Source organism: Aliivibrio fischeri, from assembly GCF_009727955.1.
In the GTDB taxonomy this organism is placed as follows: Bacteria; Pseudomonadota; Gammaproteobacteria; order Enterobacterales; family Vibrionaceae; genus Aliivibrio; species Aliivibrio fischeri_A.
The window spans coordinates 452,238-466,340 of record NZ_WOBR01000010.1; the positions used below are offsets into that span (position 1 = coordinate 452,238).

General features: G+C 37.0%; 11 protein-coding genes. All 11 read left to right on the top strand.

Features of this window, described 5'->3' with window-relative positions; translation table 11 throughout:
• Positions 1-45 precede the first annotated feature (45 nt).
• Positions 46-1,320, top strand: a complete 1,275-nt coding sequence (locus GNP81_RS15105) for a glycosyltransferase family 4 protein (protein WP_155673932.1) — start codon at positions 46-48, stop codon at positions 1,318-1,320.
• Positions 1,313-2,476: a glycosyltransferase family 4 protein gene (locus GNP81_RS15110; protein ID WP_155669690.1), complete on the top strand. Its 1,164-nt coding sequence runs from the start codon at positions 1,313-1,315 to the stop codon at positions 2,474-2,476. Before GNP81_RS15105 ends, GNP81_RS15110 begins: the two co-directional genes overlap by 8 nt.
• Positions 2,473-3,915 carry a lipopolysaccharide biosynthesis protein gene (locus tag GNP81_RS15115; protein ID WP_155669688.1) on the top strand — a complete coding sequence of 481 codons (1,443 nt, stop codon included), beginning with the start codon at positions 2,473-2,475 and terminating at the stop codon, positions 3,913-3,915. Before GNP81_RS15110 ends, GNP81_RS15115 begins: the two co-directional genes overlap by 4 nt.
• On the top strand, positions 3,912-5,327 hold the full coding sequence (locus GNP81_RS15120) for an O-antigen ligase family protein (protein ID WP_155673933.1): 1,416 nt from the start codon (positions 3,912-3,914) through the stop codon (positions 5,325-5,327). Before GNP81_RS15115 ends, GNP81_RS15120 begins: the two co-directional genes overlap by 4 nt.
• 115 nt (positions 5,328-5,442) lie before the next feature.
• Positions 5,443-6,198, top strand: a complete 756-nt coding sequence (locus tag GNP81_RS15125; protein ID WP_155673934.1) for an acyltransferase — start codon at positions 5,443-5,445, stop codon at positions 6,196-6,198.
• Positions 6,188-7,324, top strand: coding sequence for a glycosyltransferase (locus GNP81_RS15130; protein WP_155669682.1), 1,137 nt, complete (start codon positions 6,188-6,190; stop codon positions 7,322-7,324). Before GNP81_RS15125 ends, GNP81_RS15130 begins: the two co-directional genes overlap by 11 nt.
• On the top strand, positions 7,321-8,820 hold the full coding sequence (locus GNP81_RS15135; protein ID WP_155673935.1) for a GumC family protein: 1,500 nt from the start codon (positions 7,321-7,323) through the stop codon (positions 8,818-8,820). The genes GNP81_RS15130 and GNP81_RS15135 overlap by 4 nt, the downstream gene beginning before the upstream one ends.
• 155 nt (positions 8,821-8,975) lie before the next feature.
• A complete protein-coding gene (locus GNP81_RS15140; protein ID WP_155673936.1) occupies positions 8,976-10,064 on the top strand; it encodes a glycosyltransferase family 4 protein in 1,089 nt (362 codons plus the stop codon).
• Positions 10,061-11,248, top strand: coding sequence for a glycosyltransferase family 2 protein (locus GNP81_RS15145; RefSeq protein WP_155673937.1), 1,188 nt, complete (start codon positions 10,061-10,063; stop codon positions 11,246-11,248). The genes GNP81_RS15140 and GNP81_RS15145 overlap by 4 nt, the downstream gene beginning before the upstream one ends.
• A 14-nt stretch (positions 11,249-11,262) precedes the next feature.
• Entirely contained in the window at positions 11,263-11,907 is a 645-nt protein-coding gene (locus GNP81_RS15150; protein ID WP_155669674.1) for a sugar transferase, read from the top strand.
• A 217-nt stretch (positions 11,908-12,124) separates the two neighbouring features.
• Positions 12,125-14,017 carry a sensor domain-containing phosphodiesterase gene (locus tag GNP81_RS15155; RefSeq protein ID WP_155669673.1) on the top strand — a complete coding sequence of 631 codons (1,893 nt, stop codon included), beginning with the start codon at positions 12,125-12,127 and terminating at the stop codon, positions 14,015-14,017.
• Positions 14,018-14,103: the final 86 nt, after the last annotated feature.

Genomic DNA, 14,103 nt, shown 5'->3' on the forward strand with positions numbered 1-14,103 from the left:
GCCCTATCTCTTATATCAATAAGAAACTGCAAGGATGGTCAGCCGATGTCTAAAACAACAAAAACAACCTTACTGTTTGTACATTACGGTGATAATTGGATCCGAGGCAGCGAAGTTTGTCTTATTAATCTAATTAAAAGTATCAATCATCAAAAATACCGTTGCATTTTATGGTGTAACCAACAATGCCTTGCTGATGAAGTAAATAAACAGGTTGAAGTAGCCTATGTCACGCCTTTTACCTTATTACTTGGTTGGAGCGCTCCACGATTCTCACTCTCAAATTGGTATCACTTTTATCAACAAGGTAAGCAAATTATTGAATCGCACAATGTTGACTTGATCCATTGTAATAGTGCTGCACCTTGTCAATGGATGAATCTTGCTGCTCGTCATACAAAAACACCATTAATCACTCACCTACATACCCAATATCCACTAAGAGACAGACTGAGCTTAGGTATTCATTTGAGCCCTAAGTTAGTTACGGTAAGTGATGCGATTAGTCAAAATGTGTTAACCGATGGGTACAAAAAAGAACAACTAACAACTGTTCCAAATGGAATAAATACAACAAAATTAAATACTCAACAAAAAATCGCTCTAAGAAGCCAATTAGGTATTGATAAAAGTGCTTATGTTCTAGCAACATCTGGATCATTAATTCATCGAAAAGGCATCGACCTACTCATTGATAGTTTGGTTCTGGTTGACGCTGTAATGCTGAATATCCATTTAGTTATTATTGGCGAAGGTGAAGAAAGAACAAACCTTGAAGCACAGGTTCACCGATTAAAGCTAACCAATAACGTCCATTTTTTAGGAGAGCAGTGTAACGTTGTCGGTTTACTAAAAAGCGATATTAATGCTTACATCAGTGGCGCAAGAGACGAGGCCTTTGGCTTAGCACTCATTGAGGCATCATTAGCTCAATTACCTGTTATTGCACCTATGGTTGGTGGTATTCCAGAGGTGATCACACATTACGAAACAGGCTTTCTTACACAACCCAATGACAGCGAATCTTTTGCGAAAGCCATTATGGTGTTTATCCAAAATCCACACTTAGCTTCTCGCTTAGGCAAAAAAGGAAAAGAAACCGTTTATCGTTATTTCACCTTATCTCAATACGCACAACAATTTGAAAATATCTATGAAGAACAACTCATTAATAATCAATCACATAGTCAACCTCTATGGGCGGCAATTAAACCTGTTTTCAATAACCTAACGTATATGTCGAAATTATTTGTACGTAACCATATTGTCTCCCACTTTCGCTCAAACGACGATCTAAGCAAGGAGGCTCATCATGAATAATATCAATCATATCTTAGTTTTCGACCCAATCACTTACGCAGGTGGTTCAAAAGTTGCCACTCGTGAAATGCTGGATTTAATTAACAGGAAAAAACACCACATTACGATTCTTACTGCAAACCCAAGCTCTTGGTTATTACGTAATGTTGAAATGATTAACATGTCACACCCTAAATGGCTTCCAATATCAGAGCATGGTAAAGGCTACTGGTTAAGACAACTCTATTTTTGCTTTTGGTTAATTTACACCCGCATTTTCTATGGAAAAATAAACATGGCAGTTGGAGCTTCAGGCCCAGGGATTGATATGCCTCTTTATCTAATGAAATGGTTATTTGGTTATCAAATCACTCAACTGATTCATGGACCAGTCGGCTTATCTCGATCTATTGGCCTCTGTTTATGTAAAGCTCAACACATCTTCTATTTAAAAAGCGCTTATCCTTCTTTAATCGCTGCAATAAAACAAGTATGGAGAAAAAAAGCGGAACATATTCAAACAGAGAATACTGAGCATCTATTGCGAACTCACCATTTTGAAGCATTTGTGAATGGTATTAGTGAAAAGAACCTACCTTCTCCTTGTCAGTATCACTCACCTTCGCTTTTTTGGGCTGCATCATTGCTAAAATGGAAAGGATTAGATTTATTACTAGAGGTGATTAATTCGACTCCAGAATCTAGTCGAGTGCCTACACGAATTTGCTACTTATTACCTGAGAATAATGCGCTTCCAACAACAGAAGCACCACAAAATATAAAAAGCATTGAATGGCATCATCAACCAGCTCAGCTTGATCGCCTTCGTTCACAGTCCAATATTTTTATATCAACAAGCCATCAAGAACCATTTGGTTTATCAATTCTTGAAGCTCTTGTTGCTGGTATGTGTGTGATTATCCCTTCTGATGGCGCATTTTGGGATCTTGTTCTAACGCACAATAAAAACTGTTTAAAATATAAACCTAACGATATTAGCTCATTACAGCAGCAAATCAGCAATGCGACCTCTGACACTCAATTGATAAAAAACCTAGGAAAAGCAGGAGCTCATTTATCACAAGGTTACCGCTCAGAACAATGCTATCTAAATATTAAATTAGCAATGGAAAAACGTTCTGTTTCAGCTCTATCATTAAATGAGGTGAAACAATGAGTCTATTTCCTTTATCTCCGGTACTCAAAAATATGGCTCTATATGGCATAAGTATTGTGCTAATGAAAGGCGTATCTTTGTTCATGCTGCCATATATTGCTAATCATATTCCACAATATGAATTAGGACGTTTAGAACTATTAGCCACTTTTGCAATGATTTTAAGTGTAGTTCTTGGATTTTCATTACATGAAGCTCTTTATCGTTTTGCCGGTGCAGAGCAAGATCCTCATAAAAAAAGAAAAATAACTGCGCAGATATTCACATTAACCATGATTGTGGGAGCGGTGTCTCTTCCTATTATTTGGATTGTGAGCCCTTTCTTTAATGAATTTAAACCTGAGTATGCCAGTACAATTGAACTAGAATTATTACTCATGCCTTTAGCGTTTGAAGGAATGATTGCCGTTGTTTTAGCCTCTTTAAGGATGCAAGATAAAGCACAATTATTCTTTTATTTAACGACAGGCAGAGCCTTACTTCAGGCAATATTAACCGTTATTGTTTTACAGCAAGGTTATGGTGTTACCGCTATTTTACTTGCTGGTTTTATCAGTGCAGTAATACAAATAATTGCTTTGATTTACATACAAATGAATGAAAATCTGAGAGTAGAAAATACAAGCTATGTATTTAGCAGAGACACAGCTCAACTGTGTTTACCTTATTGCCTTCCACTAATGCTAAGTGGGCTAATCGCTTTTGGTTTAAACGGCTTTGAACGTTGGGTGCTTGCTGAAAACACCAGCTTTAATGACATTGCTTTATATGCTGTAGCACTTAAATTCTCTCTTGCTCTCACACTACTAATGCAGCCATTTTGTATGTGGTGGATGCCTAAACGGTTTGATTACTTACATGCAAAAGGAAATAAACTAACAGCGCAGATAACAGAAAGCAGCCTTGTACTACTGTGCTCATTAACAATCCTAGTCAGCTACTTAGCTCCTGTATTAATAGATTGGTTAATGCCAACAGACTATCAATCAGCAAAACATATTGCAGTTGCCTTGATCATCGTTTCAGCAATTAAAGAATTAAACGAGTTAATTAATATTGGCGTACTTGCCACGAAAAAAACAAACGCATTACTTTGGATTAATGGTATAGCCACAACCATAGGGGTTGTATTAATCGTTATTTTAACGCCAATTCATGGAGTTTCAGGAGTATTAATCTCACTGATAATTGCTCAATCATTAAGGGTAATTGCTACATTTTATTTATCTCAACGCTATCATAACCTTCCATACTCAATGGGAAGATTAGCGGTTATATTCTTGCTCACAGCAATCGCGATTACACTCAGCTTGTCAGGATACTCAACACTATTACACCTTGTCACCGCAGCAGCTTCTACGATCACTTTAATTGTCTTTGCTTTTCAATTACGTCTAATTACTTTTCCTAAAAAAGAACACACAGGAAAAACACTATGATAGATAATAATGTGCCACTTCAATCTCAACCACTACAATGGTTTACTGCTATTGTATGTTCACTGTTAGCCGGTGTGCTGTGGCACTTATTTCCTCATCCAGCATTAGTTGTTGTGTTAGGTATCATCCCTCTTGCTGTTTTATATACATTAAATCGTCCATTTTTAATGGTACTATTTTTTGTTATTTTTTCTTTTTTTCGTATTCATGAGGTTTTTCCTCAGCTTTACTCTTTAAAAATTCCACTATTATTGTCTTTAGGCTCACTTGCAGCTCTAGCTTGGCAAGTTGGGATTACTCGTCAAATTAAATTATTCTGGTGTAAAGAATTTACCCTACTTGCTTGTTTTTTATTTTTAATTCTCATTGGTATTGCACTGGCTGGTAACCGTCCAATAGCTATTGAATACTTTAAAAACATTTATTGGAAAATTATTTTAATGACTTTCGCTATTGCAGTGTTAGTTAGAACACCACAACAACTGGCTTTCACTTTAAGAGCCATTACCATTGCAGGCGTATTGGTCGGAATTGTAGCCATTCAAAATAAGTTAGGAGGTATTGGATTAGTTGAAGAAACCCGTGTAACCATAGGACGTGAACTTGGCTCTATGCTTGGAGATCCTAATGATTTAGCGTTAGTGCTTATGTTTCCAACCTCTTTTGCTGTTGGTTTACTGGTGACCCATCAATTACCTTGGCATCAACGCCTTATTGGTTTTATCGCTATCCCAATTCTTTTCTGGGCAGTAATTGCCACACAAAGTCGAGGCGGACTACTAGGAATGATTGCCGTCTTTGGTATTTATGGTCTACAACGTATCAAATCAAAAGTTTTATTACTGTCCATCGCTATTATTGCTGGCGGGATATTATTTGTTGTTGCAGGCATTTCAGATAGAGCTTCCGGAGGCTCAGCAGAAGCAGGGGTTGATGCTTCTGCAATGGGTCGTCTATACGCATGGGAAGCTGCATTTAAAATGGCATTAAGTAACCCATTAACAGGAGTTGGATTAGATAATTTCTACTCTAATTATTTCTACTATAGTCCCCATTGGGATGGGTTAAATCATGCCGTTCATAGTACTTGGTTTGGCGTACTTGCTGAAACAGGTTTTCTTGGATTAGGTATTTTTATTGCATTAATTGTCGCACTCATTAAAAACGCAAATCGTACTTTGCAAGCAGTGAAAGCCGTTCAAAACCAAATAAACCCCGCTATTTACACCAGTGCTCAAGCCGTATTTGCCGGATTAATAGGGACCATTGTATCTGGCACATTCTTAACTCAAGGTTTTAATTGGCCAATCTATATTTTAGCGGCACTTGTTGTAGCCGTAAGTAAAACAGCTCAGATAGCATTAAGCGAAATTGAGGATAAACCATCACTTTCAAATCGATTCTCAAAATGAGAAATTCACATCCAAATCGAACAGCCCTAAATATCCCATTGATATGTAAGTAAAAAAATATTGGCACATTCCATGATTGATCTAGATAAAGAGGAATCAAAAAAGGAATGCCAATATGAGTACATTATCAATTTATCGTTTTAAACAGTGGCTAAAAGAAGGGGAAAGCCCGTTAGCACTAACACTATTTCGTGTTGCTAAATCTATTCGACACTTTGAACTACCTACGCCCCGCCTACTGAATAAATTGCTTTATGCTCTGCATAGAACCCTATGTACCCAATGGCAAGCGTTTACTCACCTCATCTTCTATGTTCCAGCGTTCAAAGGCCGCTTAGCAAGTTATGGCAAGCGAACACTGCTTTATGGTGGTTTACCATTCTTTAGTGGTCCTCTAACCATGCGTATTGGTAATGATTGTCGTATTTCAGGACAAACCACTTTTAGCGGCCGAACCAATTCAGATAATCCAATCTTAGAGGTGGGAGATAATGTCGATATTTGTTGGCAAACCACCATTGCTGTCGGTGGTAAAGTCATTATTGGTGACAATGTTCGAATTGCAGGACAAGGATTTTTATGTGGGTACCCAGGACATCCGATAAATCCAACAGAGCGAGCTTTAGGTAAGCCAGATCTAGACAGTCAAGTCGGCGATATTATTTTAGAACAAGACGTATGGCTTGGTTCTCGAGTTAGTATTATCGGCAATGTTACGGTTGGCGAAGGAACTATTGTTGCATCGGGTAGCGTGGTGACAAAAAGCCTTCCTCCTTTTGTACTTGCTGCCGGAAACCCTGCAAAAGTAATCAAAAAACTGAACATTAATACCTCAAACACAATCAAAGAGGAAATCCGTTATGAAGTCTGATTTGATTGTATTTGGAGAGGATTGGGGAGGTCTTCCCTCAAGCACTCAACACTTGATAAAACAACTGTCATTTACTCGAAAAGTAGTTTGGGTTAACTCTATTGGTTTGCGCCAGCCCCGTTTTTCAATTCATGACATGAAACGAGTGTGGAAGAAGCTAACAACGAAAAGTGCCATTCAAACTCATAATGAAAATGAGGCACCATTTACAACAGTAAACATCAAAACCATTCCAGCACCAAAAGGAAGATTCGCTCGATGGATTGCAAAAAAACTGATCATTAAACAACTTAAGCCTATCTTATATAAAGAAAAGCTAAACCAGCCCATTTTATGGACATCATTACCTACGGTTGCTGATGTTTGTGGCGAACTAGGTGAAAAAAGCGTTGTTTATTATTGTGGTGACGATTTTGGTGCGTTAGCCGGTGTTGATCACAACACGGTAATACAGCATGAGAAAAAACTCATTAATAAAGCAGATCTTATCCTCGCAGCCAGCAAAGAGTTACAGATAAAATTCCCTAAAGGGAAAACACATTTATTAACTCATGGTGTTGATTTTACTCTATTTAATCAACCAGTACCCAGAGCAAAAGATTTACCTAATGATGGGCGTCCAATTGCTGGTTTTTATGGCAGCTTATCTGATTGGCTTGACTACGACTTACTGAATCAAGTTATAGCAGAGAACCCTCTTTGGCATTTCGTTTTTATCGGAAAAAACGAATTAACGTATAACCCATTTAAAAACCATGCAAACTTACATTTACTTGGTCCTAGATTACATCACCAGCTACCAAGATACAGTCAACATTGGCAGGTCAACTTACTTCCATTTGTTGATAATGAACAAATAAAAGCCTGTAATCCATTAAAATTATTGGAATATTTAGCAACAGGAACTCCAATTATCAGCACGTCATTTCCTGCGCTAGCGCCTTATATTGCTGAAATTCACACTGTAAATTCAGTTCAAGATTTTACAATTCATTTAAACAATATTCATGCTAACAAGCCCAATTCACTATCGAATTACAAAAACACTCAGCAAGCTGCATTAACAAAAAACCATACGTGGCAAGCAAAAGCCCAGCAGCTTGATGCGTGGTTGGAGGCATTATGATCACCTTAAGCCAACGTATTTTTATTATTTTAGAATCAGCATGGCGTCGCCGCTATTTGATTGTTTTACCAATCATCTTGATGCCTTTTATTGGGCTAACCATTGCGAAGTTAGCACCAAAGCATTATGACTCTCATACCAGTATGTTGATTCAAGAAACCGCTAAAATGAACCCATTCTTGGAAGATTTAGCCGTATCTACCATGTTAAAAGAGCGATTAAGTGCTCTACAAACTCTTCTACATAGTCGACATATCTTAGGTTTAGTAGCAGAAGAACGAGGTTATATTCATGAATCGATGTCTCCCCAAGCCATTGATCATGCAGTAAACCAATTATCCGCAAACTTATCTGTCAGCATGGCTGGTAAAGATTTAATTCGTATCGATTATCGCGCTAATAACCCAGAGGGAATGAAAGACACATTAGAAGCAGTAAGTCGCCACTTTACTGAACAACTTTTAGCACCTGAACGTTCATCGATGAAGGATTCAAGTCAATTCCTTGCGGATAATATTGAATTTCGTCGACAAGAATTAGATATCGCGGAAGAAAAACTGGCCGAGTTCAAAAGCCAAGAAAATACCGTATTACCTGAAATGCAACTCACCAGTTTAGATAGATTAACCAAATTAAAACAACGCCTATACGAGCGACAAGCGGAGTTAGCTGGCGCCAAAAAGCGTTTGGGGTCAATAGACCTACAGCTTTCAAAAACCAATCCTGTTATAGGAAAAATAGAAGAGCAAATCATCCGAATTCGCGGAGAGCTAACCTTATTGCAAGCGAAATACACCCCTCAGCACAGCAAAGTTCAAGGTAAATTACGTAACTTAAACCGACTTGAAGAAGAACGCTCACGCCTACTTTCGCAAACTCAACCAGGCTTAAGCAGCGAGCAATTATGGGACATAGCAAGTAGTAACAGCGTTGAAGATTTAGCAAAAGCACCACCAATACTTCTATCACAGTTAGAAGAACTACAACAAGCAACCAGTAAAGTTGATGCATTAACAGAAGAAACCCGAGTTCTCGAAAGCATGATCAAGGATATTGAACTACAAGCATCTTCATTTGGGCAAAACGAAAAAGTACTTTATCAATTACAACGAGACTTAACGCTTAAGCGCCAGCTTTACAATGACTTAGTAGAGCGTTTTGAAATGGCAAAACTAACTCGCTCACTGGGGGTTTTTGAGCAAGAAAAACGAGTGAAAATCATTGATAGACCTTATACACCAAGTGGGCCTTCAAACTTACCCACCATTCTATATGCCATTGCAGGTATTGTAGGAGGGATCGGATTAGGTGTAGGTATGGCTGTGATTGCTGAATTATGCGACACCAGTATTCGAAGAAAAGATGAGATTAAAACTCTAAGCCCTGCACCTGTTCTTAGTCGCATACCGCCACAACCTGTGAAATGTTTTCATCTAACTGAAGATAATCCCAAGATAACGAACAACTTACTGACAAATATATCTAAAGCAAATTAAAACGAATCACTTTCATTATGAAATTTCAAATTACGAAATTCATTCTCAATTTGAGAAAAATAAAAACTCAACAACTAATTCATTGAATAATAATGAAATTTTAATTGGCACAATCTCTGCAATTTGTATATTAGAATCACAAATAGGAGTGCGATATGAAAACCATTATTCACGTTGTCCAACATCTTTCGCCTGGCGGGCTAGAAAGTATGGTATTAGATATGTTGGAGTTTACAAGCCAAGAACATCGCATCGTTATTGTGAGCTTAGATGGCACCTATGATAAAACATTAGAGAATTGGCCAAGGTTACAACGTTATCAAGATCAAATTATATGTTTGGATAAATCAGCAGGATTTTCTTTTAAAGTAATAAAACAACTGCTTAATTTATTTAAAACTTATAATGCTGCAGTCGTACATTCTCACCATATAGGACCATTAATTTACGCAGGTATTGCAGCCAAACTAAATAAAAAAATAAACCACGTTCATACAGAACATGATGCATGGCATTTGAATGTAAGCAAACATCGTCGATTACAACGATTTGCTCTTTCCTTGTCTCAACCTAAATTGGTTGCAGACGCCAGTTTTGTCAAAAAAGCACTTAACAACATTTTTAATAGCTACCCTATTTACACAATAAAAAACGGCATAAACCCTTACAAATTCAGCATTGGTGATAAACAAAAAGCACGAAACACACTGAAAATTTCGTTGCCAGAACATTCCATTGTAATTGGTAATGCAGGACGATTAGAAACCGTTAAAGGGCAATTAAACTTAATTGAAGCATTTCGATTTTTAAACTCTAAATATCATTTATTACTTGCTGGTTCGGGCTCTCAAAAAGAACATTTAATGCAATTAGTTAAGCAATATCATTTAGAAAACAGAGTGCATTTTCTTGGGCATATCGACCATATGCCAACCTTTTACCACGCACTAGACTTATTTTGTCTTCCTTCAAATAACGAAGGTTTTCCATTATCAACTCTTGAAGCTCAAGCTTGTGGGATCCCTTGTATTGCAAATGACGTAGGTGGCGTAAGTGAAACCTTATGCCCTAAATCCAGTATTTTAGTCAGCGATAATGCAGCTATAACTTTGTCTCAAGCCATTGAGTCTATGACCTATAAAGCTGGCCGATTCTCTTCACGAGATTTTATCTTAAAAAATAACCATGCCCAATCAATGGCAAGTGCTTATGAAAAGTTATATTTTGAAGGAGTAAATCTATGAATCTTTTTCTTATCATCATTACATCGTTCAGTATTTGTGCGGTGGTATATCACCACGCACTCTACCCAATATTGCTACGTTGGTTTGCGACTCGTCATCCAGTAAAGTCAATAAAACCAACCTGTAGGAATTTTGCTGAATCTAAACAAGATCGTACATTACCTTCAATAACCATGATCATTCCAGCTTATAACGAGTCTCAATGGATTGCAGAAAAGATTCGTAATTTATCCTGTTTAGATTATCCATCATCAAAATTAAAAATCATCATTGCATGTGACGGATGTACAGATGACACTGTTACGATCGCTTATAACACCATTCAAGAAGCGTTATGTGCAGATACCCATTTTGAGATTTTAGCTTTAGAACATAACCAGGGGAAAGTAGCGCTACTTAATCAATTTATTCCTCAATATCAATCAAGTGACATCATTGCACTGAGCGATGTTTCTGCTCTACTTTCTTATGATGCATTATTAATTGCAGCCAAACATTTCGAGAACAAACATGTTGGGGTTGTTAATCCAACTTATCGCTTATTAACGCCCTCATCAGAAGGTGAAAAGAAATATTGGGAATATCAAACCAATATTAAACAGCAAGAAGCAACATTAGGTTCAAGTTTAGGTTCTCATGGCGCTTTCTATCTATTTCGCTCTGAACTGTTTGTCCATTTAGAACCTGACACTATTAATGACGATTTTATTTTACCTATGATGATAGTTAAGCAGGGTTATCAAGCAGTATACGACCCAACAATTCAAGCGTTAGAGCTCGAGCACGTTGTACAGGAAGAAGATTTTTCTCGAAGATTAAGAATTTCAGCAGGGAATGTACAACAATTATTGCGTCTTATTTCTTTATTTAACCCTAAATACAAAGGAACTGCCTTTACTTTCTTCTCAGGCAAAGGATTGAGAGCAATGATGCCATACTTCATGCTCACCGCCTATATTGGCTCCGCATGCCTTTTATCTAACCCATTATTTTTTATTGCATTTATTGGACAAACCATTGTCTATTGCATTGGCATCATTAGCCTGTTTTTCCCCACATTATTTTCAAATAAATATTGCCAAATTCTCGCTTATTTGGTTTCTGGACACATGGCAAATTTACTGGGTGGTCTAAATTACATCTTTAAAAAACCAACGACTCCATGGACCCGAGTTCAAAAATAACAGAGGATTTTATTATGATAGATTCATATTACACAATGAACCAATCGACCATTAAAGCCAAACGTGCTTTCGATGTCTGTTTATCCATCATTGGATTGATGCTTACATTACCACTTTTTCCATTTATTGCTCTAGCCATTAAGTTAGATTCAAAAGGTCCTGTTTTTTACCGACAACTTCGAGTTGGAAAAGCCATGCCTGATAAAATTGATGTGTTTGAAATGATAAAATTTAGAAGCATGGTTCAGGATGCAGAAGTGGCGACTGGTGCTACCCTTGCGACAAAAGGAGACAGTAGAGTGACCACTGTTGGTCGCATATTACGTAAAACACGCCTAGATGAATTACCACAGTTTTTTAATGTGATAAATGGAGATATGTCCCTTGTGGGTCCAAGACCCGAACGCCCAACCTTTTATAATAAGTTAGAACGTGAAATCCCTTATTTTAGTGAAAGAACCTACGGTGTCCTTCCTGGTATTACAGGGCTAGCTCAAATCAACCAAGGTTATGATACGTGTATTGAAGATGTTCGTTCTAAAGTAGGATTCGACCATAGCTATGCTTTATCGTTGACCTCAATCTCTGGATGGATTAAATCTGATCTTTATATTCTTCTAATGACAATTAAAGTAATGATATTTGCTCGTGGTCAATAAAAGTCAGTTTCTATTTGAAATTTATATATAAATCACCTTTAACCATTAAAATTTCATGGGTATCCTTTGTTGTCATTTAATGGTTTTAAGCTTGCTAACTAATTAATTTATAAATAGACTCGTCTAGCAGTTATCAAAATTAAGACAATTAATGAATAGAATAAACTGCTACTATCTAACTAATAGCAATCAACTATTGGGAATATGGATACCTGATATGCAAAAAACATTGACGTCTGCCATCGACATTCCAGAGCAAATGCAAAACGACTGGCAAAATATGCTCGATATTTTATCGAATGTAATTAATGTACCAGCGGCATTAATTATGCGTATTTATGATAACGACATTAAAGTTTTTTCATCCAGTTCATCCACAGAAACCCCTTACATTAAAGGGGCAACAGAAAAACTCAATCAAGGCTTATATTGCGAAACCGTCATCAAAGAAAGACAGGAACTTACTGTCTTCAATGCGTTAGTTGACCCTGAATGGAACAATAACCCCGATCTAAAGCAAAACATGATTGCATATTGCGGGTTACCTTTATATTGGCCAGACAACACGCCTTTTGGCACCCTATGTATCTTAGATAAAAAAGAAAATCACTTCTCTCCGGCTTATCAAAAATTGATGAAAACCTATCAACATTCGATTGAAGCTCAACTTAACACCTTATATCAACATGCAGATCTTCTTTATCGCCACAAAGAACTGCAAGCGGAAGTCGCGAGAACAACTCAACATCTAAATGAAATTAACATCAAATTATCCAATGAAATAGACTGCCGACGAGCCGCTGAACAAAAAGTTGAATACCATAAGAATCATGATGTTAATACTGGTTTTCTCAACCCTACAGCCATTCACCGACATGTAGATAATCTGATTAAAAACGAAACCAAATTTGTTCTTCTTCATGTTCATTTTGCCAACAGTCGAAAAATTCAGCAAGAGTATGGCTATCAGGCTTTTGATTCTTTATTAATAGAATACCGCTCAAAATTAACCAAAATTACTGATACTTCAGTAACTGGTCGCTTAGGCTCATCTGATATTTTACTGATTATTCAGACTGATAAAGAGAAGCTACCGCAACTTTGCCAACACTTATCAGAAATAGGTCAAGCAAACTACACAGCAAATGAGCAGTCTCTTCATTTACAAACTTATGTTGGTGCCGTGCATTCTAAAGAGGGAATTTCTCGTTCAGACCTACTTCAATTTGCTTATGATACCGTAGTGAAATGTCAGAGTTTAGGTAAAACCTTTACAATCGCTGATGTATCACTACCAACACAATCAACATTATCTGAGCATAAAATTGAACGCTATCTACTTGAAGCTGTTCGTAATCATGACTTGTTCTTAAATTATCAACCTAAAGTATGCCCAGTAAATAAAAAATGGATTGGTTGTGAGGCATTATTGCGTTGGAATCACCCACACTTAGGCGCCATTGCGAATGATGTATTAATACAACTCGCAGAACGAAATGGACTCATTTACGAACTAGGAAACTTTGCACTTCGTAACGCTATCCAACAAGCTTCAGAATGGATTCTACACTCACCAAACTTTGTTATGGCTGTGAATATTTCAGCTGTCCAATTGAAAGATCCTCATTTTGTTACTCATATAAAACAATTACTTAATCTATATCAATTGCCAGCCCGCAATCTTGAATTAGAAGTAACAGAAAGTGGTTTAATTTCAGATGAACCGCTAGCCATTGCGACACTAAGTCAGCTAAATAATATGGGGATATCTATTGCGTTAGATGATTTTGGTACTGGCTATGCTTCATTCCAGTATCTTAAAAAATACCCATTTAGCTCATTAAAAATCGATAAAAGCTTTATCGCAAATATTGAGAAAAACGCAGACGATCAAAATATTGTGTGCGCAATGATCAACATCGCTAAAAAACTTCAACTAAAAGTGGTTGTAGAAGGCGTTGAGAATCAAAATCAAGAAGCATTTGTTGTTAAAGAAGGCATAGACCTAATTCAAGGCTATCTCTATTCAAAACCAATTTCAGCAACTGATTTTGAAGAAGGGTTATTTAATCAATCTTCGATTGGTACGCCTTATTTCCAATTTGTGTAATTGAACCTTTGAAATATCATTATAAGAATAAGCAAAAAGTCTGATACTCTTGCTAACAAATATCATAATAAAATGAACCCAGTCAG

Coding starts and splice junctions, on each gene's coding strand:
- GNP81_RS15130 (WP_155669682.1), top strand. CDS start 6,188: ATGAAGTCTGATTTGATTGTATTTGGAGAGGATTGGGGAGGTCTTCCC.
- GNP81_RS15105 (WP_155673932.1), top strand. CDS start 46: ATGTCTAAAACAACAAAAACAACCTTACTGTTTGTACATTACGGTGAT.
- GNP81_RS15150 (WP_155669674.1), top strand. CDS start 11,263: ATGATAGATTCATATTACACAATGAACCAATCGACCATTAAAGCCAAA.
- GNP81_RS15110 (WP_155669690.1), top strand. CDS start 1,313: ATGAATAATATCAATCATATCTTAGTTTTCGACCCAATCACTTACGCA.
- GNP81_RS15120 (WP_155673933.1), top strand. CDS start 3,912: ATGATAGATAATAATGTGCCACTTCAATCTCAACCACTACAATGGTTT.
- GNP81_RS15145 (WP_155673937.1), top strand. CDS start 10,061: ATGAATCTTTTTCTTATCATCATTACATCGTTCAGTATTTGTGCGGTG.
- GNP81_RS15155 (WP_155669673.1), top strand. CDS start 12,125: ATGCAAAAAACATTGACGTCTGCCATCGACATTCCAGAGCAAATGCAA.
- GNP81_RS15135 (WP_155673935.1), top strand. CDS start 7,321: ATGATCACCTTAAGCCAACGTATTTTTATTATTTTAGAATCAGCATGG.
- GNP81_RS15125 (WP_155673934.1), top strand. CDS start 5,443: ATGAGTACATTATCAATTTATCGTTTTAAACAGTGGCTAAAAGAAGGG.
- GNP81_RS15140 (WP_155673936.1), top strand. CDS start 8,976: ATGAAAACCATTATTCACGTTGTCCAACATCTTTCGCCTGGCGGGCTA.
- GNP81_RS15115 (WP_155669688.1), top strand. CDS start 2,473: ATGAGTCTATTTCCTTTATCTCCGGTACTCAAAAATATGGCTCTATAT.